The organism is Carboxylicivirga agarovorans (assembly GCF_050589845.1).
Classification (GTDB): Bacteria; Bacteroidota; Bacteroidia; order Bacteroidales; family Marinilabiliaceae; genus Carboxylicivirga; species Carboxylicivirga agarovorans.
Window position 1 is genome coordinate 347,813 of record NZ_JBNGPA010000002.1, and the last position, 21,655, is coordinate 369,467.

The following is a 21,655-nucleotide window of genomic DNA, read 5'->3' on the forward strand; positions in this document are numbered from 1 at the left end:
TCGAAGGGAGATTTTTCTTTTTACAGGATATTACTATTAAAGGCCTTGAAAAAAGCCTGATTCCACAATTGAATAAGCAAGTCGAAGGATCGCAGTGATTGAAGATATGACAAAGATTGATGAAAATAGATTAAAGCGTTTTTTATCGGGCCATTTTACAGCTCAGGATGAACGTTATATGATTGAGCAGTTTAATGATAAGGATAGTCTGTCAGAACTTAAAAAGCATCTAAAAGAAGATTGGAAGAAGGGTGAGTTCGACCAGCCTGATAAAGACCTTGGTCATGTGCTGGAAGCTATTCATAATAAGATTGAAACACAACCTAAGAACAGGATCCTTGGCTTGTATAAAGTCTATTCGCGAATCGCAGCTGTTTTGCTGCTGCCATTGGCTATTTTATTTTTACTTAAAAATGTTGGTGGCAATACTCAACAAAGCGAGCAAACCATTACATCTATTCATGCAATGCATGGTTCCAAAGTGCAATTTACCTTACCCGATGGTACGGCCGGATGGCTTAAAGGCGGCTCTGAATTAACTTACCAGACTGCTTTTGAAACAAGAAATGTTCAATTAAAAGGGGAAGCTTTCTTTGATGTGACGCACGATGAAAAGCGACCTTTCCAGGTGATAGGCAGTGAATCAAGGATAGTTGTGCTGGGTACGCGTTTCAACGCCCATATGTGGCCTGAGAGGAGCACGACGGAAGTGGTTCTGGAAAGTGGAAAGGTCAAGTTTGTAGCAAACAATAACGAAGCTACCATTCTTAAACCAGGCCAGCGCTTAATTTACCAGAAACAGATTCAAAAGGCTTATGTTGATCGTGTTAAAACTGAGGAGCACACCGGCTGGGTTGATGGTGTATTGATCATCAGGGGAGATAACCTGAAGCAAGTGGCTGATAAGTTAAGCGACTGGTATAATATCGATGTAATGCTCGATGGCACTTATCCTCTTGACTATAAATTCAGGGCAACCTTCAGAGACGAAAGTGTTGAAGAGGTACTTCGTTTAATGAAACTTACTGCGCCCATTAATTACACAATTCATCATCCTAAAAAGCTTGATGATGGAACGTATGGTAAAATGAAAGTTGTACTTAAAATGAATAAATGATGATATAATTAATAAAAAAGGAGAGTATGAAGCACCACCTTCGTTTACTCTCCTCAAATAATTTGTTTCACTAAACATTTCAAATTTATGAAAAAAAATCCACTTGAGGTATGGGATAACTATGCCTTGCAAAAAATTTACAGACGTATGAGAATGTTAGCGATTCTTTTACTGGTTGGCATTTCGCAAATGTGGGCTACAAGCACATATTCGCAGGAAGCAACACTTTCGATGAAACGAAATAATTCATCAATAGAACAAATTATCGATGATATTGAAAAGCAAACTGGCTATACTTTTCTGTATAACCAGCAGGTCATTGATGATTTAAATGGGCTTTCAATCAATGTTGAGGATAAAAATTTACAGGACGCACTGGATGTTCTTTTTGCTTCGACAGATATCAATTACCGCATTATTGACAAGCAGATAGTGCTTACTAAAACTCCTGAAGCTATTACTGCTGTTCAGCAAGAACATACTGTTACCGGAGTCGTAACCGATGTGAATGGTGATCCTATCCCTGGTGTAACCGTTGTTGAACAGGGAAACCCTGGTAATGGAACAATTACTTCCATTGATGGTACATATACCATTACCTTGGCATCAACCGATGCGGTGGTAAATTTCTCTTTTGTCGGTTTTGAGCCACAAACCATTCAGGTTGCAGGAAAAGCTACCATCGATATTACAATGGTGGAAGAGGCTATTGATATGGATGAAGTGGTAGTTGTGGGTTACGGCGTGCAGCGCAAAAGTGTTGTTACAGCGGCTATTTCATCGGTTAAAGCGGAGGAATTGCAGAAAGTATCAAACGGTAGAGTAGAACATGCCATTCAGGGACGAACAGCGGGTGTAGCTGTTTTACCCACATCGGGTGCTCCTGGTGCCAGCGTTAAAATTCGTATTCGTGGTACTGGTTCAAATGGAAACAGTAACCCGCTCTACATTGTTGATGGAATGAAAACAGGAGGTATCGATGACCTTGATCCCAATGATATTGAATCAATGGAGATATTGAAGGATGCCGCATCAGCTGCTATATATGGTACCGAAGGGGCCAATGGTGTAGTTTTAATTACAACCAAAAGTGGTCAGAAAGGGAAATCCAAAATTGAGTATAACTTCCAGTATGGTATTCAAACACTGGCAACAAATGCCGAGCTGATGAACGCCGCACAGTATAAACAATTTATGGAAGAGGCTGGTGAGACTATTACTCCTCCTTCAGGAGAAAACTATGATACCGACTGGCTTGACGAAATTTCAGAAGCCGCTCCTATGCAGCGTCATAGCTTAAGCTTTTCAGGTGGTAATGAAAAATCAACCTATCTGTTATCGGGTTCTTACCTGAAGCAAGATGGCGCCATTGGTGGCGAAGAAGCACGATTTGAGCGTTACACTTTCCGAATCAACACCAAAAATGAAATGGCCGAATGGTTGGAGGTAGGTAATAACTTAAACTTCTCGCACTCAAAGCGTAATATTCTTCCCGAAGATGATGAATACCGTTCAATCGTTAACAGTGCTCTCTTACTTGATCCATATACGCCGGTCATTGAATCTGATATGAGCCGCATTGATGCGATTATTGCCGATGGAAATACACCGCTTCAAAATTCCAATGGTGAGTATTATGGCTTAAACCGTTTTGTAACAGGTGAAACAGCCAACCCTGTGGCATTTATGGAGAATACGCATAATGAGGAAATCGTTGATAAGTTATTAGCGTCATTCTATGGTACCTTAAAGCCGCTGAAAGGCTTAAATATTACATCGCGTATTGGTTTGGAACTGACTTATGTATCACGAAAAGAATGGTCACCTAAATATTATTTCTCTTCAGAGCGCTCTAACAGTTTAAATATTGCGCAGGACTGGGTTGACAAGTATTACAAAGCCTTATGGGAAAACTTTGCGTCTTATAACAAGAAAATCAATAATCACGATTTTACCTTATTAGGCGGTATGTCTTATGAAGAGTATACCCATCCTAATTACTATATGAAATCTGAAATGCCTAAAGAAGGCAGCCAGTATGCTTACCATGACTATTATGCCGATCGTGACAATAATATGGTGGGTGGTAACCTTGAGGAGAACACCAAGGTGTCATACTTTGGTCGCTTAAGCTACAACTATGCTGGTAAATACATGCTTGAAGGATCCATTCGTCGTGATGGAGCCAGTGTCTTACCGGAAGACAACCGCTGGGCATCCTTTACTGCTATCTCTGCAGGTTGGTTGATATCGCAGGAAGATTTCTGGAATGTGGAAGCAATTGACTATTTAAAAGTTCGTGGTAGCTGGGGTGAGAATGGTAGTATTTTTAATGTGATTCCATTTGCTGACAGAGCTTTCTGGACGTCGCAGAATATTAATTATCCCAATGAAGACGAGGTGTTATCAGGTGGTTCAAGAAGTCCACGCCCAACCAACCCAAACCTGGGATGGGAAACTTCAGAACAAACAAACTTTGGTGTTGACTTAAGAGCATTTAACAGTAAGCTGAACTTCTCTGTTGATTACTATGAAAAGATTACCGATGGACTGATTAAGCCCAATAAAATGGCTCCTTCAGCAGGTTTTGGTGAAGATGTTTCAGCTAATCTTGGTACAGTAAAGAATTCAGGACTAGAATTTGAACTGGGCTGGCGTAATACAACTTCCTTTGGTCTGAAGTATGGTGTAAATTTCAATATCAGTACTTTAAAGAACGAAGTAACAGAGGTGCTGGATGATACACCTCAGCCCGGAGCCAACGTCAGAGGTTACAACATGACATGGTTTGAAGAAGGATACCCGATTTATTATTTTAAAGGTTATAAAACGGACGGTATTGATCCGGCCACTGGTGAGCCAATTGTTGTTGATGTGAACGATGATGGGGAAATTACTGCATCTGACCAGACTAATATCGGTGATCCGCATCCTGATTTGTTATATGGTGCTACCTTCAACATGGAGTATAAAAACTTTGACTTCAACCTGTTTATGCAAGGTATGTCGGGTAACGATGTATTTATGGCCTGGTTCCGCACAGACCGTAAACTGACTAACAAACCTTCCTTCTTCTACACTGACCGTTGGACTGGCCCTGGTGATAATGCCAGCATGCCGGCACCTGACAATACAAGCGATTACATTTACCGAAGTGATTTAGTGGTACAGGATGCCTCATATATGCGTATTAAGCAGATTCAGTTAGGCTATACCTTACCAAAATCATTCACCGAAAAAATCAAGCTTCAGCGTGTAAGAGCTTTCGTTTCTTTAGATGATTACTTCACCTTTACCAAATATGAAGGTATGGATCCTGAGGCTGGTTCAAATGAAGATAACCGCCAGGGAATTGATAAAGGTTTATATCCAACAACCAAGAAGGTTATGTTTGGCTTAAACGTTAATTTCTAATCCAAAATCGAAGAACAATGAAAAAAATAAAATATAGCATATATACTTTGCTTCTGATTCTTGCTTTTGGTGCATGTTCAGATAGCGTATTAGACAAAACTCCAATCGGCCAGTTTAATAGCTCCGACTATCTAACAACTGAGGCTGAGGCAGAAGCGGCCATAATTGGAGTGTATGATTATTTGCAAATTGGTTATAATAACTATGGTGACTGGTCTAGTATATTCTTTGTAAAGGGCCTGCAGGGTGATGATTTAAATACCGGGGGAGGTTCTTCGGCCGACCAGCCTAAGTTGCAACAGTTAAACAATTTTACCTATGAGTATGACAACCCGGCGATTAAGGATGTGTGGCACTCCTTTTATAAAATTGTAAATGCATCCAATGCCATCTTAAATACCATTTCACCTGAGCTTGAAAATGCAGAGCAGATTTCTGCCGAAGCTAAGTTTTTCAGGGCATATGCCTATTTCGAATTGGTAACCATGTGGGGAGATGTGCCTTTTTACACGGTTAATACGACCGAAATCAGTGTTGATAATCCAAGAACAGACAAAACAACTATCTATAATCAAATTCATAAAGACTTAAGCGAAGCAATAACTGTTTTGCCTGTTAAAGATGATTTGGACGAAGGTTTAAAATTCAGGGTATCAAAGGGAGCAGCACAGGCTTTAAAAGGCAAGGTTTTCCTGTATCAGAAAGACTATGCCAACGCGCATCCACTGTTACAGAGTGTTATTGATGATGTAAGTTATTCACTGGTAGAAGATTACAGTACGATTTGGTTGCGTGAAGAACGTGCCGGTTCTGAATCGATCTTTGAGGTGCTTTATTCAAGCAAAAATGCACATGACTGGGGAGGACCATGGGACGGTACCGCTGAATCGAACTTTATTGTTCAGTTGTGTGGGCCGCGAGGCGATAATTCATTCAATAACCTTGATGTCATAGGCTATACAAACGGTTGGGGCTTTAATGTGCCAACAGGGAAATTTGGTGACTTGTTGCAAGCCGAGGCCGGCGCTGAGAGGTACAATACCTCAACTATTTCAGAAGCTGAATTTGTTGCTGCCGGGGGTGAAGTGAACAGAGCAGGTAATAATAACTGGGATGCCTTTGAAGGTTATATCCGATTGAAGTATTCTACTATTCCTTCTGAAACATCTGAGGGTGGGGTTACTGAAGTAAACTGGAATACGCCATTTAAACTGATCCGTTTGTCTGATGTAATGCTGATGGCTGCTGAAGCTTATAACCGCGATGGTATGGATGCACAGGCTGTTCCTTTAATCAGGGATGTACGCGAAAGAGCCGGCTTTACTGACCATTCGGCGTGGGAAGGATTAACCGGTGACGCCTTGTTTGATGTGATTAAAAAGGAACGTTCACTTGAGTTGGCTTTTGAAGGGCACCGTTTCTGGGATTTGGTTCGCTGGGGTGATGCAGCAAGCGAACTGGCTTCACGTGGTTTTACCTCCGGTAAAAATGAACTATACCCAATTCCTCAGGAAGAAATTGACCTGAATGCCGGTATCTCAATTGAAGATCAGAATCCAGGCTATAATTAAGATTCTACTTAGTGTATTAACTACATTAATGATTATATTTGAAGGCTGCTCTATGGCAGCCTTCAATATATCCGGATTATAAATACACAAACAGATAATAGAATGAGAAATTTAAATTGGTTAATGCTGTTACTGGCATTGTTACTGGTCTCATGCTCACAAAAGCAACAGCAGTTGAGCGAGGAAGACCAGTTTGTAGAGGATTTACTGGCTAAAATGACATTGGCTGAGAAGGTAGGACAGTTAAATCAGTATACCAGTCGTTGGGAAATGACAGGACCGGCACCAAAAGATAATGCCGGGGCACAGGACCTGTTAGAGCAGTTGAAAGCAGGAAGTGTAGGCTCAATGTTAAATGTCAATGGAGCTGAAGCAACACGAAAGGCTCAGCAAACCGTAGTTGAGAACTCCCGATTGGGTATTCCGCTGATTTTCGGATATGATGTGATACATGGTTACAAAACAATGTTTCCAATTCCTCTGGCTGAGGCTGCTTCATGGAATCCGGAATTAGCCCGCCTGTCATCAGAAGTAGCTGCCAAAGAGGCTGCGGTATCGGGTATTAACTGGACATTTGCACCAATGGTTGATGTGGGCCGTGATGCACGCTGGGGCCGTGTGATGGAAGGTGCAGGTGAAGACCCGTATTTAGGAAGTGCTTTTGCAAAAGCCCGTGTAGAAGGTTTCCAGGGTGATGACCTGGGCAATGAATTCACGATTGCAGCCTGTGCCAAACACTTTGCCGGTTATGCCTTTTCCGAATCAGGACGCGATTATAATTCTGTTGAAATAGGAAATGAAACATTGCATAACATTGTACTGCCACCGTTTAAAGCCACTGTCGAAGGTAATGTAGCGACCTTTATGAATGGCTTTAATACAATCAACGGACTACCTGTTACTGCAAGCGGTTATTTGCAACGTGACCTGTTAAAAGGAGAATGGAACTTTGACGGTTTTGTTGTTTCTGACTGGAACAGTATAGGAGAGATTGAAACGCATGGTGCTGCAGCTGATCTGAAAGAATCAGCTGAAAGAGCCATTAAGGGGGGCTCCGATATGGATATGGAGGCTCGTGCCTATATCAATCACCTTGAAGAGCTGGTAATTGAAGGTAAGGTGGATGAGGAACTGATTACCGAAGCTGCCCGTCGTATTCTACGTATTAAATACCGCCTTGGTTTGTTCGAAGACCCATACAGATATTGCAATGTGGAGAACGAAAAAAGCATGATGTACACCGATGAGCATAAGGCAGCTGCGCGTAAAGTTGCACGCGAATCAATGGTGCTTCTGAAGAATGATAATCAGATACTGCCCTTGAGTTCCGAAACCAAAAGAATTGCAGTTGTTGGCCCGCTGGCTAACGATAAAGATTCACCACTGGGTAACTGGCGCGCAAAGGCCGTTAGTCATTCAGCGGTTTCTCTGCTGGAAGGTGTCAAAGCAGCTGTTGGTTCGTCAACAAAAATCAAATATGCTGAAGGTTGCCAGTTATCAATAGGCCCACGCAATTTCACCGACCGAATGATCTTTAATGAAAGCGATCGTTCTGGCTTCAGAGCAGCTGTGAAAGCAGCCCGTCAATCAGATGTTGTGCTTCTGGCCATTGGTGAAGACTGCTATCAGAGCGGCGAAGGACGCAGTATGACCGATATTACTTTGAAAGGCCTGCAGCAGGAGTTGTTTGACGAGATCTACAAAGTGAATAAAAACATTGTGGTGGTACTTATGACCGGCCGTCCGGTGGCTATTCCTGAAATTGCAGAGAAAGCCACTGCTATTTTGGAGACATGGCATTCGGGAACTGAAGGGGGGCATGCCATTGCCGATGTTCTATTTGGCAAATACAACCCCTCAGGTAAGTTGCCTGTTACATTTCCGCGTAATGTTGGTCAATGCCCGATATTCTATAACTATAAAAACACAGGTCGCCCAACAGGTCAAACCGATGCCTGGGTATTGTATTCGTGTTACAACGATGCGCCAAACTCACCGCAATATCCTTTTGGTTACGGCTTGAGTTATACACAATTTGATTATTCTGATATTACACTGGATAAAAACACCATTACAAAAGATGGTAAGATCAATGTTAGTGTTTCTGTTAGTAACTCCGGGTCTGTTGATGGAGAAGAAGTGGTGCAGTTGTATATTCAGGATATTGCAGCTACATACGCTCGTCCGGTCAAAGAGCTAAAGGGCTTTGAGAAAGTGATGATCAAAGCCGGAGAAACAAAAACAATAAGTTTTGAACTGACCGAAAAAGAACTTGGCTATTACTTCCCTTGTGGAAAATACGTGGTGGAGCCTGGACAGTTCAAGGTGTTTGTTGGTGGTAATTCGGTTGATGTAAAACAAGCACAGTTTGTAATGCAATAGCAACGAAATAGTACTTACTAAAGGCTTAAAGAAGGGCTTGTCGATGTAATTGAGACAGGCTCTTTTTTATTATATCAGCTTCAGCCTGTTATTTACCATCGCTGCCGCACAAGTACGAAGCTATCGTACTTGCGCGGCAGAGATGGTTTGTATTGAGATTTTTAAGAATACTCAATTCCTTATTATTTCAATATCCTGAAGGGACTAAATTCGAATAACCACCGGTGAAGATGTTGATAAGATAATACCTAAGACACCAGCCCGGAAGGACTTGTGATGAAGCAGATCTTCAGTCTTTATGCAGCTTGAAGTGCCTTAGCTCAGTAAAATTGTTCGCAAGGCAGCGGGTGATTTCAGATTCAATGGGTGACTAACAACGATAGCGTATGGTCATCTGAAAAGTTAGAATTCACTCCGAAAGAACAATCCGTGGTTTTATTATTACCTTTGCGCAAAACCTCATGCTATGGAAATTAATTTCTTACAGATTGTTTCGGCATTTATTGTGCTGTTTGCCGTAATTGATATTCTTGGCTCTCTGCCTATTATTCTTGATTTGCAGAAGAAAAGCGGACCAATTAAAGCTTTTCAGGCCACATCGGTTGCATTCACCATTATGATCATATTCTTATTTGTTGGTGAAGCCTTGCTTGGTTTATTTGGGGTCGACATATCCTCATTTGCCATTGCTGGTTCCTTTGTACTGCTTATTATGGCATTTGAAATGATACTTGGGATCGAAGTATTCCGCTACGATTCACCTTCCGGGGCATCCATTGTTCCTATTGCATTTCCGCTGATCGCCGGAGCAGGGTCATTTACTACTTTGTTATCGCTTCGTGCCGAGTTTGACACCATCAATATCATTATTGCCTTGTTCCTTAATATTGCAGTAGTGTATTTTGTACTTAAGTCGTCAAAGTTTGTAGAGCGGGTTGTAGGACAGGGAGGTATTTACGTCATGAAGAAGTTCTTCGGCATCATACTACTTGCCATGTCGGTGAAACTGTTTATGACCAACTTCGGCAATATTGTGATGGAGTTTATAAAAAGCTTTCAGAGTTAAAGTCTTGATAACTATAATGTAAAAGGGGTGCTTAAAAACAGGCATTGAAAATTATAAGCTGAAAATTATTACTTAATCACCTCATCCTAACCCTTCCCCTGCGGGGTAATAAACCCTTCTAATTGAGAGGACCGAGGTGAGGTGATTAAAATTGATGGTTACAATCTGTTCAACTATCTGTATTGTAAACTTATTTCCGCACACCCTCCATTTATTTTATAAACAGGCCTGTTAACCGGTGCCTGCTATTAAATGCAGAACTAACTTATTCAAACTGCCTGTCGCGAATGGCTTTAAATTCCGATCCATCCTTCCACTGCGGATAGGCATCGTTGTTGGCAATCTGCCAGCCCACCCTGAATAATAGCCTGGCATCTTCCTCAACGCCACTTAAGTCCCACCAGTCCTCATATTCGTCATCCGGTTTATGGTAGCAGTTGTTGATCCAGTACTGTTCTTTTTCGCTCATATAGGCTTTGCCTTTTTCGCGATGATCATTGTTACCACGGGCAAATAAGGCCGGTATACCTACGCGTGCAAAACTAAAATGATCAGAACGATAATACATGCCGGTATGGGCATTGGGATCAGGTAATATATAGCGTCCTTGTTTTTGGGCTTCAGCAGCCAATAAATCATCCAGGTCCGATTTGCCATAACCTGTAACCATCACGTCTTTACATCGACCAAAAGGAAGCATGAGATCGTTGTTGATATTCGCCACTGTTTTATTGATCGGAAAAACCGGATGATCGGCATAATACCCCGAACCATTCAGGCCCGACTCTTCGGCTGTGGGTGCAAAGAAAATGACGGAACGCCGTGGAGGCTGGGGCATGGCTTTAAAGGCCCGTGCAATCTCCATCATCCAGGCAAGAGAAGTGCCGTTGTCAACAGCTCCGTTATATATTGAATCTCCATCAATCTTTTTGCCGATACCCAAATGATCCCAGTGCGCCGAATAAAATAAGTATTCATCTGACAGGTCGGTGCCGCGAATCATGCCCATTACATTGTGTGAAACAGCTTTCTTCCATGTGTTTGAGAGTGAGGTGCTCGCCCTTGTGTTCATGACAAAGCCAGTGTTTGAACTTTGTTTCGATGCCTGAATCAATTCCTCAAGATTGAGGTCGAGTGCTGCAAACAGTTCCCTGGCCTTTGACTGATGTATCCATCCTTCCATTTGGCAACGGTCAGTATAGTTATTGGCCGACTCGGGGTACACCTTGGCTACGGCAGCTGAGTTAACGACAACCGACCAGGGGTAACCTGCTCCTTTATCATCATGGATAATAAAAACGGCGTCTGCACCCTGGCGGGCTGCTTCTTCATATTTATAAGTCCATCGGCCATAGTAGGTCATGGCATTACCGGTAAAAAAATCTTCACGCCCCGAATCCAGTCCCGGATCATTGACCATTACAACAACGGTTTTACCCTTTACATCGAGTCCGGCATAATCGTTCCAGCCATATTCCGGGGCAACAATGCCATATCCGGCAAACACCATTTCCGAGTTTTCCAGCTTCAGTTCCGGTTTCATCTGTCTCGAAAAAGTTACAAAGTCATTGGAGTAGTCTAACGAAAGTTGCTTATCAGCAGTTGTGAGATGCAGAGGTTCCTGTACTTCACCCTTAATCATGACAAGGGGGGCTTCTTGCAGATAGCTATCACCATTGGCCGGTTCCAGGCCTATCTCTTTAAAGCACTTTTGCAGGTAATTAATGCTAAGTTGTTCTCCCTCTGAAAAGGGTTTGCGTCCCTGGTAGGCATCGCTCCCCAGTTCCACAATATATTCTTTCATCTTTTCTGTTGAGATAACAGATTCGGCTTTCTGGAGGGCCTGCTCATTTGTGTTACAAGCAATTAATAGCATTATAACTATTGCTGTACTAATTTGTTTAAGCATGATATGGGTTTTGTATTGAGCCTGTAAAGATAGGTTTTATCAATGCAAAAGAATTCACATAACTGATTTAAATCAGAACTCAGCTTTTTGAATGACAACTTGTAATACCTATTTTTATAACTGCTATTACACATGAATAAATAATAGTCGCATGAAACGAGCCATGAGCAATAGTATTATAAACGAATGAAGTGGTAAGTTCCATGTGACAACTAAAATAAAAACTTTAAACTCATGAAAATTAATATCTCCTCCACCTTTGATGCCGGAAACATTGAGCTTGTCAATGCCGAAAATCCGGAAAATATTCAGTTGAAAATCCGTAAAGACACGCATTCCGACTTTCTCCAATGGTTCTATTTCAGAATGCAGGGGGCTAAAGATCAAAAATGTCAGTTGCATTTGCTCAATGCCGGTGAGGCTGCATATCCTGAGGGCTGGGAAAACTATCAGGCCCGTGCATCATACGACCGCGAAACATGGTTTCAGGTTCCTACAACCTATGTAAATGGGGTGCTGAGCATTGATTTTACGCCTGAGTTTGACTCGGTTTATTTCGCCTATTTCGCACCATTCTCGTATGAGCAACACCTTGATTTGATCAATAACGCGCAGCAATCACCTAATTGTAAGCTGGAGATAATAGGTGAGACAACGCAGGGGCGTCCGATCGATTTCCTTAAAATTGGTGATGACGATGAAAATAAGAAGAAGCTGTGGGTGATTTCACGCCAGCATCCGGGTGAATCAATGGCCGAGTGGTTTATGCTTGGCTTAATTGAGCGTTTGCTGGATGAAGATGATGCCACCGCCAAAAGCCTGCTGGATAAGGCAAACTTTTACCTGGTGCCAAATATGAATGTTGATGGAAGTATACTGGGGAACCTGCGCGTCAATGCCAAAGGTATTAACCTGAACCGCGAGTGGGCAGAGCCATCAATCGAAAATAGCCCTGAGGTATACTATGTGAAAGAAAAAATGCGCGAGACAGGTATGGACTTTGTGCTTGATGTGCATGGCGATGAGGCACTGCCCTATAACTTTATTTCAGGTATTGAAGGGATACCATCATTTGACGAGAAACTGAAAAACCTGACCGATAAATTCATTAACACCTGGATGGCCATCAACCCTGATATGCAAAACGAATATGGTTACCCTAAGAACGAACCGGGAAAAGCCAACCTGCAAATAGGTTCTAAAAACCTGGGTGAAGAGTTTCATTGCCTGTCACAAACCCTTGAAATGCCATTTAAGCAAAATGACAATATACCTGATGATGTATTTGGATGGTCGTCAGAGCGCTCAATTAGACTGGGAGAGTCGGTAGTGACAACACTACTGGGCATAGTAGATGATTTGTAATGAATAACCCGCTCCTTATGGGCTAGTTACACAAATACATCATAGTTAGTTGATAACTATTTCTCAATATATAAATCCTGATGTTTCAAACGTCAGGATTTGTTTTTTCTGTAAATAGTTAACGTTTTATAACTGAAAATTTTTGCATTCAGATTAAGGGTTTGGATACAGGTCAGCTATTGCATGCGCTGGCCCAAAGTAGGTGGTAATTTAAAATTAATCTTTATTTTTAAGCGCCCTAACGATGTATCATTAATTAATCAGATTCAAATGAATAGTCTTAAACGTACTTTTAAACGTAATACGAATAATTATTTTTTTAGCAAATTAGCAGGGTTTGGGAGGGCTTTAAATCGGTTGTATGAAAATAGAAACTATGATCCTTATAGTAATGGAGAGCTTGTAGTTATAAAAAAACTATCAGGTTTAAAGCCTGGTGTTATTATCGATGGAGGAGCTAATGTAGGAAAATACAGCCTGCTTTTGACTCAATATAACCCTCAATGCAATATCTACGCTTTTGAACCTGTACTATCTACGTTTAATGAATTAAAGGAACGGGTAAAAGACCACAGTAACATTCATCCAATTCATAAAGGCTTGTTTTCAGAAGAATGTACAAAGCAGATCAACATTTATGGTTCAAGCACTCTGTCAACCATCTATGGCAATGATAATGAAAAGAAAAAGCCGGCAAAAGTTGAAAACATTGAATTGGTCAATGGATCGGCTTATATGCAAAGTTTAAATATTACTGAAATTGACTTTCTAAAACTCGACCTGGAAGGAGCTGAGTATGATGCTATCCGTGGATTTGAAGATTATTTAAAGGCGGGTAAGATCAAAGCGTTGCAGTTCGAATATGGTCAGATCAATATCCACACAAAAAAACTGCTGATCGATTACTACCAACTTCTTGAGGATTATGGATATGTATTAGGTAAGATATTTCCGAAAAAGGTTGAATTCAGAAAATATGAATACAAGTACGAGGATTTCATTGGACCAAATTTTATCGCTGTCCGAAAAGATGATAGTGAGCTGATCAAGCTGTTATCTAAAAAATAGTTACAGAGGTATAAGTTTTTCTGTGATCTGGCTCTCTTTAATCGCTACACGGAAAAACCGATATGAAAACTTAAGCCATATCAGAAGGCCTTAATGGATAAATGAATATTTCGTAAGAATGAAAAATTAAATCCTGATGTATTAATATCAGGATTTTTTAATGGCTTGTGGTTTGGTGTAGTTTTAATATTTTGCTTGTTTGCGAACTCAGCTTATAGCTTAAGGAGGCATTATATAACAAAGCTATCTGATTTTCACCATCAATTATTCGATAATTCCGGCAGTCTGTTTGCTTTCGTCTTCGGATCATCTTCGGGACCGCTTCGGTAATTGTTCGGCAGCTCTTCGGTAATCCTTCGGTAATTGTTCGGCTACGCGCGTAGCCGAACAATTACCGAAGAAATACCGAAGCAAGACCGTTGGAGACCCGAAAATGGGTCAAAAACAGGCTGAATTGGCCTGATAAGACGCTTTTTTTAGTGTTTTTGAACAAAAAGCCTGGTTTTTCTAACGTTTGCTTGTTAATGTATTTAACGTAACTGATCTGTTTTTCTATCTACTTGTCAGGTTCTGAGTTGTTTACGATTTTTTTCAAATTACAATGCATGCATTGTAATTGACCTGTGCTGTTTGTATTGGTATGTTTGTGGAAAGATTTATGCATAAAAACCGGTTCATGAGATGAGAGGTGAGGATGTTGGATATTCAATTCGACGATTAATCAGTTCGACGATTAATCAGTTCGACAATTAATCACTTCGACACTTCGACAGTTAATCAGTTCGACACTTCGACAGTTAATCAGTTCGACACTTCGACAATTAATCAATTAGACAGTTCAATAAACACTATGAGACAAAAAACTCCCTTATATATTCTGCTTTTACTTATCCTGGCCGGAGAGGCTGTGTTTATTCTGCCTTTTGTGCTGGCCCGGGTATTCAGGCCAACCGTACTGGAGGTTTTTGGACTCGATAACCTGCAGTTGGGTTTATGTTTTTCGGTATATGAAGTGGTTGCCATGTTCTCATATGTTCTGGGTGGCCCGCTGGCCGATAGGATGTTGCCGCGCAAGCTTATTGCCATAGCCTTGTGGCTAACGGCATTGGGAGGTGTGCTATATGCTACGTTCCCCGATTTGTATGTGTTACAAATTCTATATGCATACTGGGGATTTACAAGCATTTTCTTGTTTTGGGCACCCATGATTAAAGCCACGCGTATGTGGGGAGGTGAAACGTCGCAGGGTAAGGCCTTTGGTTTTTTAGATGGCGGACGTGGTTTGGTTGGTGCATTACTGGGCAGTATTGGCGTAATGGTGTTTTCAGTGCTTATGAGTAATGATGGAGAGCTTAGCTTGCATGAAACCCGTTCTGCCTTTCGGGGTGTAATATTCGTGAGCAGTGCAATAGTTGCCATCGTTGGGGTGTTGGTGTGGTTTTTTCTAAGGTTGGAGAACTACGCTCAGGCAAATGCCAGACTTGACAATATTGACATGCGGCAAATAAGGGAAGTGTTGAGATTACCATCGGTTTGGCTGCTAATGCTGATTATTTTGTGTGCCTATGTGGGTTATAAAGTAACCGATGTTTTCTCGCTTTATGCCAGTGATGTAATGCAGTTTGACCAGGTTCAGTCGGCACAGACAGGTACCATTTTATTATACGTTCGCCCTTTGGTCGGTGTGTTAGTAGGATTGCTGGCCGACCGATCGCGAACTACCTTGTGGCTTAGCATAGGTTTTATGGTTGCTTTTGCAGGATCACTATTGTATGCATCAGGTATGATCATTGATTCAGCAAAACTCTTGTTTGGTGTTTCCACACTCATTGTTGCAAGTGGAGTTTATGCGGTGCGTTGTCTGTATTTTGCCGTGATGGAAAAGGGGAATATTCCTCTGTACTTCACTGGAACAGCAGTTGGTCTGATATCGCTCGTCGGGTATACACCTGATGTTTTTGCAGGTCCGCTCATAGGTTTTTTACTGGAACGATCACCTGGCATAAGCGGGCATCAGCATGTGTTTGTGGTTTTAGCTGTATTCTCTTTTATCGGCTTTGGCGCGTCGTGGATATACTCGCAAAAATACAGGTAGTAATAATTAGTATTCCTTTGCTTGTTTCCAGGCGTTCCGGATATTAAAAATCCCCCTTACAAAATGTTTATCAGAGGTAATTGTAAGGAGGATTTTCATTTATAGATTTATTAATGATGTTTAGCGAATCAATTATTCGCCTAACATCATGCGGATAATTTCTTTATCAGTTTCGCGCATACCAACACTTCCGAGACGTCCAATGTTTTTAATGGTGTTTTCAACACCTTTAACAACAATTCCGTCGCCGCCGTAAAACTGCTGCCCATTTTTATACATGTGGTAGCCTAGTATTCCAGCTTCCACAGCCGAGGCAATCTTACCAGCGCACGAAGGCTTGGCTCCATCGCATACAATACCCGAAACAATTGCCAATGCATTAACAATGGTATGGGCTACCTCCTTGTATTTTCCACCATGTAAGTATGTGATTCCGGCACCGGCACCTACCCCTGCTGAAACTGCACCACAGAAAGCGGATAAACGGCCAATGCCTGTTTTTTGGTGAATGGTTACCAGGTTGGAAACCAATAAAGCCCTAAGCATGGTGTCTTCATCGGCTTTTAATTCTTTGGCATATTCAATAACCGGAACCGAAGTCGCCAGTCCCTGGTTGCCACTGCCTGATACGATCATAACAGGTAGCTCGCAACCGCTCATACGTGCATCGGAGCCTGCTGCAGCAAATGCCTTGGCACGCACTTTAACGTCGTTTTTACCCCATGTTTTTAGTAAAACCGAACCTACGTTAGCTCCCCAGTTACCTTTAATACCTTCACTGGCAATGGCTGTGTTGTAAGTGATCTGAAGATTCAAGGCATCTTTTACAAGGCTAAGGTCAACAGAGTCGGCAAAGTCAATAATGTCTTTCACACTCATTATGGTGCGATCGGTTTTATGCTTTGTATTTAAATCATCGCAATGGTGGTTAAATAGTGTTGTTTCACCGTTTTTCGTGATCTTAACAATGTTGGTGTGATAATGCGATATTTGAACAGAAGCACATTCCTCACCTTTGAAGACATGAACGAATAAATCAAAGATTACATCACTGTCGGCCGGTTTAACTTTCACCTCCTGTGTGTTTAAAAATTCAGCAATTGCAGCCTTTTCATCATCATTAACCTGCGATATCACCTCCAGTACTTTATCGGCGTCACCAGCTACAATACCTGCAACAGCAGCAGCTTCGATCCCTTTTAAGTTACCGGTGTTTGGCACCACAACGCTCTTCACATTTTTAATAATGTTGTCGCTGGCTTCAACCAAAACACGCTCCGGCAACTGGCCTAATATTTTCCTGGCCATGGCTCCTGCATAGGCTATAGCAATAGGCTCCGTACAACCCATTGCCGGCATTAACTCCTCATGCAGAATATTAATATAAGCCGAATAACGATTATCAGACTTGTCCATATCTTTATGTATTGATCTTGTTATTAGAATTTGATGGTGCAAAAATATATAGATAGACACATATGTAAAAATGATTAATCGCACCTATGAGAAAAATCATGTGAGGGGATGGGATGTTTGGATGTTCGATGTGAGGATGTTCAATTCGACAATTAATCAATTCGACAGTTTGTCAACTCGACAATTAATCAGTTTGACGATTAATCAATTCGACACTTCGACAGTTTAACAATTCGACGATTATTCAATTCGACAGTTTAAATGTTAGAATAAAAAATAATAGGGCATGGTTGTAGGATATCATGAGATCTGGTTATTTTTACTGACCGTTAAAAAGAACGTTAAGCTTCTTCTTGATAATTATATAATCCTAACCTGATGACAGATATAAGCATAAAAATAAGTGGCCTTGGAAAATCCTTTGGCCGGGGTGATTCAAAAAAGCAGGTGCTAAAAGGTATTGACCTGACAATTAATAAAGGGCAGATAATCGGATATATAGGTCCCAATGGGGCCGGGAAGAGCACGACTGTAAAAGTATTGTGCGGTATTTTAACCGCGTTTGAGGGTGAAGTAGAAGTAATGGGCATTCCTTTGCGTGACAATGACCTGAAGATTAAACGCCATATTGGTTATGTGCCTGAAAACGGTGCTTTGTATGAAGCTTTGACCCCCAATGAATACCTGAACCTGGTGGGTACACTCTTTGATATGACACCCGGATTAATAGCTGAGCGTACAGAATCGTTACTGAAATATTTCGAGATGGATAAACATGCCAACCAGCGCATGGATACTTTCTCGAAGGGCATGAAGCAAAAAATCCTCATCATAGCTGGATTGATCAATAATCCGGATATCCTGTTTCTGGATGAGCCTTTGTCGGGTTTGGATGCCAATTCAGTGATCCTGGTAAAGGATATGCTTACAAGGTTGGCGCGGCAGGGTAAAACTATTTTTTACAGCTCACATTTGATGGATGTGGTTGAGAAGATCTCGGATCGTATAATACTCATTGATTATGGCAAGGTGATTGCTGACGGTACCTTTGAAGAGTTACAGAAAGACAGTAAAGCTTCGCTGGAGCAATTGTTTGCCAATTTAACCGGTGGCGATCAAAGGGAAGGTGAAGCCAGTGTGTTGGATGATGTATTTAAAAACTAAGTTATGAGCGCAGTTAAGCAACTATTTGTTTCCCCTCTTAATTTGGTTTTAAAGGCACTGGGGGTTGATGTTATGCATTTTTGGGCGCTGTTAAACGCTAAACTAAAAATTGATTTTCGCCGACCGCCCAATAGTTTTCAGTCAGGAGGAAAGAAGCAAACATTAATAAAGCAACTTTTTATATATGCTTTTTTAGGCTTGATGATTGTATTTAGTTTGTTCCGTGTCAATGATCTGATGCTGCAATTATCGGTGTTTTTCGGTTTTTTGATCGTGTTTGAAGGCACGATTCTCTTAACAGAGTTTACTTCGGTGTTATTTGATGAAAATGACAACCAGATATTATTACCCCGACCGGTTTCTTCACGCACACTATTGGCAGTTCGCCTGGTACATGTATTAGTTTATATGAGCAATATTGCTTTCGCCTTAAGTCTGCCATTTACTTTTTACCTGGTCATATTTCAAGGTTGGATAGCGCTTCCTTTTGTTGTTGGAGTATTGTTATGTGCCTGGTTCACCTTAATACTGGCTGTCGGATTTTATATGTCATTGTCAAAGCTTGTGAGCGCTCAGCGCTTTAAAGATGTTTTAAATTACTTTCAGATTGCTCTGGCAGTTGTTATTATGGCCAGTTATCAGCTGGTGCCGCATTATATGGAGGATGCCAATGTGGGCTCATTCATGTTTAAAGAGGTTTGGTGGGCTTATTTGCTCCCGTCTGTATGGTTTGCCGGTTTCACCCAGCTAATGAGCGGGGCGGGAAGTCAGATGCATCTGATACTGACATTAATAACGCTTGTGGCGGTAATAGCGGGTAGCTTTTTATTGATCAGGGCATTGTCATCGGGCTTTACAGCTATCTTGTCAGAAAGCGGAAATGCTGCGCCAAAGACCGTAAAACCGCTTGAGGTCAGATCAGAGAAAAGTTGGAGAAACAAAGTTTTATCACTCCTTTGTGTGTCAGAGCTTGAGAAGACAGGGTGGCGTTTTGCCATGCGGCATGTCAAAAGTGATCGGAAACTTAAGCAGCAGGTGTACCCGATGTTTGCCTATAGCTTAATAATGGTCGTTGCTTTTTTGCGTCCCGATTTTAATGATCTGTCTGGTTTTGTCAATGAGCTGGCTTCATCGTCAAAGTACCTCATGTTTGTGGTAACAGGCTTTTTCGGAACCATTGGGATCTCGGTCATTCCATATACCGACACACCCAAGGCGGCCTGGATCTATGATATGACTGCCACCAGCAAAAAGTATCACATTCAATCGGGTGCTGTAAAGGCAATGTTATTTACCTTTTACCTGCCTTTGCAACTATTCTATCTTATTCCAATTATATGGATATGGGGCATTGACGTACTGCCGGTTGTAATACTTGGCTCAGCATTAACTGCCATACTATCTGTTTTACTGGTGCGTATGCAAAATAACCCATTGCCTTTTTCCCAAGCCCGTGAAATGGTTAATAAAGGTGAGCAGACCCTGCGTATGTTCCTGGGCATGTTTTTGATAGGAGTTTTGATAGGTTTGGTTTACCTTATTTCGCTTGCCCATATCGGTATCAGCATTGCTTTGTGTGTGTTGCTGCCATTCATCTTTTCGTTGAGCTACAGAAGTATTCGTAAGCGTTAAGTCAATAATATGCACAGATAACAAATCGATTCGTTTGATTGTCAGGCCTGTCTTAGACAAATGTTTGCGTAATTACTAATTGCAGGTGGTGGTTTCAGGTATTGATGTGCTCTGCATTTCTTTCTTCTGCGCATTGGGGAATGGTGTTTTATTGCCAACAGGCTGTTTCACCAATTGTGGTGATTGCTTTGTATTTAGGATTTATCCAAATTAGAAATAAAAACTGATAATGGATAAAGTTCTGAGTCAAACACCAAATGGGCGGGTATTTATATGCCCCAATTGCGAAAAGATACATGTTGAGTTTCATAATTTTTTGTTCTCTTTCACAAAAGAAGAGTTTCATTATTTTCAACAATGCTTTGCCCGCATGGACGGTTGCTACTACGAAGCAATAAATGCTGATGTTGTTTATTCGCGTAAAATAATAGTTCCTATTGGTCATAAAAATGCATCCATGATGTTGAATAGCCTGGAGTTAAAAGAGCTGCAGCAGTTGCTGAAATGTCAAAAGCGAAAAGTTGATGCCGGGCTGTTTTTGTCAGTAAAAGAAATTGGTATTCAGCCAGGTGCCAATTAATCATTATTTATTAGTAACCACAATTAGTTAGGTGTATGTTGTAATATTCAGCAAATCAAGTTTGTGAAGATCTGTGGTGTTGTAGGTTGTGATAAGATGAAGCTTAAAAAGCCCAACTTTTGGCGATTGTAAAACCCCAGGGTTGCCAATACATTTGTATTGATCAAAACAATCAACAAAATGAAGAAGACAGCGATATTTTACGGTACCAGTACCGGTAACACACAAAATGTAGCCGAAGCGATAAATGCACAACTCGGTAATGAAGCAAAGTTAATAAATGTTGAAAACTCATCTGCTGCTGAAATTGAAGCCTATGACTTTCTGTTTTTGGGAACCAGCACCTGGGGGCTTGGTGACTTGCAGGACGACTGGGAAGGTTTTATCAGTGAATTGGAGTCAGCTAAGTTAGAAGGTAAGAAAGTGGCTTTGTTTGGCTTAGGTGATGCCGATGCCTATCCTGATACCTTTGTAGACGGTATGGGTACAATTTATAATGCCATTGCCAATAAAGGTTGTGAAATTGTTGGGATGGTTTCGGTAGATGAATATAGCTACGATGCTTCAACTGCCGAGGTGGAAAGTCAGTTTGTAGGGCTGCCCATTGATGAAGATAATGAAAGCGATAAAACTGATGCGCGCATTGAAAAATGGGTAAATGATTTGCGTGACCAGTTGCAATAATACATAAGCTGAGACTATATACTGAGTTTTAATGACCGACCTTTTGCCTTAGCTCTTTTATAGACTCTGATAATAAGAACAGGTTACAATTGCTACGATTCCAATGTTCATTTGTTCCGATGTAAACGTACATCATTAGGTATAAAAATTCAACAGTAATTGTGGCTTGTTCTTTTTAATAAATAACTGTCA

At 41.3% G+C, this 21,655-nt stretch carries 14 protein-coding genes; 12 read left to right on the forward strand and 2 right to left on the reverse strand.

The features are described from left to right. Window positions 1–106: 106 nt before the first annotated feature. The 5 genes from ACRD69_RS03555 (at window position 107) to ACRD69_RS03575 (ending at window position 9,550) form a co-directional block, all read left to right on the forward strand. Window positions 107–1,117 (forward strand): FecR family protein, encoded by a 1,011-nt coding sequence (locus ACRD69_RS03555; protein ID WP_430813686.1) that lies wholly within the window; start codon window positions 107–109, stop codon window positions 1,115–1,117. An 87-nt stretch (window positions 1,118–1,204) separates the two neighbouring features. Next, window positions 1,205–4,531, forward strand: coding sequence for a TonB-dependent receptor (locus ACRD69_RS03560; protein WP_430813687.1), 3,327 nt, complete (start codon window positions 1,205–1,207; stop codon window positions 4,529–4,531). Window positions 4,532–4,548: 17 nt separating this feature from the next. Continuing rightward, window positions 4,549–6,102: a RagB/SusD family nutrient uptake outer membrane protein gene (locus tag ACRD69_RS03565; RefSeq protein WP_430813688.1), complete on the forward strand. Its 1,554-nt coding sequence runs from the start codon at window positions 4,549–4,551 to the stop codon at window positions 6,100–6,102. Between the two features lie 102 nt (window positions 6,103–6,204). Further along, window positions 6,205–8,484: a beta-glucosidase BglX gene (gene bglX / locus ACRD69_RS03570; RefSeq protein WP_430813689.1), complete on the forward strand. Its 2,280-nt coding sequence runs from the start codon at window positions 6,205–6,207 to the stop codon at window positions 8,482–8,484. 466 nt (window positions 8,485–8,950) lie between these two features. Next, complete coding sequence (locus ACRD69_RS03575) at window positions 8,951–9,550, forward strand: MarC family protein (RefSeq protein ID WP_430813690.1); 600 nt, start codon at window positions 8,951–8,953, stop codon at window positions 9,548–9,550. 265 nt (window positions 9,551–9,815) lie between these two features. Here the strand turns inward: ACRD69_RS03575 and ACRD69_RS03580 are convergent, their stop codons facing one another. After that, window positions 9,816–11,459, reverse strand: coding sequence for a M28 family metallopeptidase (locus tag ACRD69_RS03580; RefSeq protein WP_430813691.1), 1,644 nt, complete (start codon window positions 11,457–11,459; stop codon window positions 9,816–9,818). 234 nt (window positions 11,460–11,693) lie between these two features. Between ACRD69_RS03580 and ACRD69_RS03585 the strand changes: the two genes are divergently transcribed. The 3 genes from ACRD69_RS03585 (at window position 11,694) to ACRD69_RS03595 (ending at window position 15,987) form a co-directional block, all read left to right on the forward strand. After that, complete coding sequence (locus ACRD69_RS03585) at window positions 11,694–12,824, forward strand: M14 family metallopeptidase (protein WP_430813692.1); 1,131 nt, start codon at window positions 11,694–11,696, stop codon at window positions 12,822–12,824. A gap of 270 nt (window positions 12,825–13,094) precedes the next feature. Further along, window positions 13,095–13,892: an FkbM family methyltransferase gene (locus ACRD69_RS03590; protein ID WP_430813693.1), complete on the forward strand. Its 798-nt coding sequence runs from the start codon at window positions 13,095–13,097 to the stop codon at window positions 13,890–13,892. A gap of 850 nt (window positions 13,893–14,742) precedes the next feature. Then, window positions 14,743–15,987, forward strand: coding sequence for an MFS transporter (locus tag ACRD69_RS03595; RefSeq protein WP_430813694.1), 1,245 nt, complete (start codon window positions 14,743–14,745; stop codon window positions 15,985–15,987). A 132-nt stretch (window positions 15,988–16,119) separates the two neighbouring features. Here the strand turns inward: ACRD69_RS03595 and ACRD69_RS03600 are convergent, their stop codons facing one another. Further along, entirely contained in the window at window positions 16,120–17,403 is a 1,284-nt protein-coding gene (locus ACRD69_RS03600) for an L-cysteine desulfidase family protein (RefSeq protein WP_430813695.1), read from the reverse strand. Between the two features lie 378 nt (window positions 17,404–17,781). Between ACRD69_RS03600 and ACRD69_RS03605 the strand changes: the two genes are divergently transcribed. From ACRD69_RS03605 to ACRD69_RS03620, 4 genes are all read left to right on the forward strand, one after another. Then, complete coding sequence (locus tag ACRD69_RS03605) at window positions 17,782–18,567, forward strand: ABC transporter ATP-binding protein (protein WP_430813696.1); 786 nt, start codon at window positions 17,782–17,784, stop codon at window positions 18,565–18,567. Between the two features lie 3 nt (window positions 18,568–18,570). Continuing rightward, window positions 18,571–20,199: a hypothetical protein gene (locus ACRD69_RS03610; protein WP_430813697.1), complete on the forward strand. Its 1,629-nt coding sequence runs from the start codon at window positions 18,571–18,573 to the stop codon at window positions 20,197–20,199. A 229-nt stretch (window positions 20,200–20,428) separates the two neighbouring features. Next, window positions 20,429–20,779, forward strand: coding sequence for a DUF6686 family protein (locus ACRD69_RS03615; protein WP_430813698.1), 351 nt, complete (start codon window positions 20,429–20,431; stop codon window positions 20,777–20,779). A 180-nt stretch (window positions 20,780–20,959) separates the two neighbouring features. Further along, complete coding sequence (locus ACRD69_RS03620; RefSeq protein WP_430813699.1) at window positions 20,960–21,463, forward strand: flavodoxin; 504 nt, start codon at window positions 20,960–20,962, stop codon at window positions 21,461–21,463. Window positions 21,464–21,655 lie beyond the last annotated feature (192 nt).

Bases quoted from the DNA above. Each gene is read 5' to 3' on its own strand.
- ACRD69_RS03620 (WP_430813699.1), top strand. From the start codon at position 20,960: ATGAAGAAGACAGCGATATTTTACGGTACCAGTACCGGTAACACACAA.
- ACRD69_RS03595 (WP_430813694.1), top strand. From the start codon at position 14,743: ATGAGACAAAAAACTCCCTTATATATTCTGCTTTTACTTATCCTGGCC.
- ACRD69_RS03555 (WP_430813686.1), top strand. From the start codon at position 107: ATGACAAAGATTGATGAAAATAGATTAAAGCGTTTTTTATCGGGCCAT.
- ACRD69_RS03560 (WP_430813687.1), top strand. From the start codon at position 1,205: ATGAAAAAAAATCCACTTGAGGTATGGGATAACTATGCCTTGCAAAAA.
- bglX (WP_430813689.1), top strand. From the start codon at position 6,205: ATGAGAAATTTAAATTGGTTAATGCTGTTACTGGCATTGTTACTGGTC.
- ACRD69_RS03565 (WP_430813688.1), top strand. From the start codon at position 4,549: ATGAAAAAAATAAAATATAGCATATATACTTTGCTTCTGATTCTTGCT.
- ACRD69_RS03615 (WP_430813698.1), top strand. From the start codon at position 20,429: ATGGATAAAGTTCTGAGTCAAACACCAAATGGGCGGGTATTTATATGC.
- ACRD69_RS03585 (WP_430813692.1), top strand. From the start codon at position 11,694: ATGAAAATTAATATCTCCTCCACCTTTGATGCCGGAAACATTGAGCTT.
- ACRD69_RS03580 (WP_430813691.1), bottom strand. From the start codon at position 11,459: ATGCTTAAACAAATTAGTACAGCAATAGTTATAATGCTATTAATTGCT.
- ACRD69_RS03575 (WP_430813690.1), top strand. From the start codon at position 8,951: ATGGAAATTAATTTCTTACAGATTGTTTCGGCATTTATTGTGCTGTTT.
- ACRD69_RS03590 (WP_430813693.1), top strand. From the start codon at position 13,095: ATGAATAGTCTTAAACGTACTTTTAAACGTAATACGAATAATTATTTT.
- ACRD69_RS03605 (WP_430813696.1), top strand. From the start codon at position 17,782: ATGACAGATATAAGCATAAAAATAAGTGGCCTTGGAAAATCCTTTGGC.
- ACRD69_RS03600 (WP_430813695.1), bottom strand. From the start codon at position 17,403: ATGGACAAGTCTGATAATCGTTATTCGGCTTATATTAATATTCTGCAT.
- ACRD69_RS03610 (WP_430813697.1), top strand. From the start codon at position 18,571: ATGAGCGCAGTTAAGCAACTATTTGTTTCCCCTCTTAATTTGGTTTTA.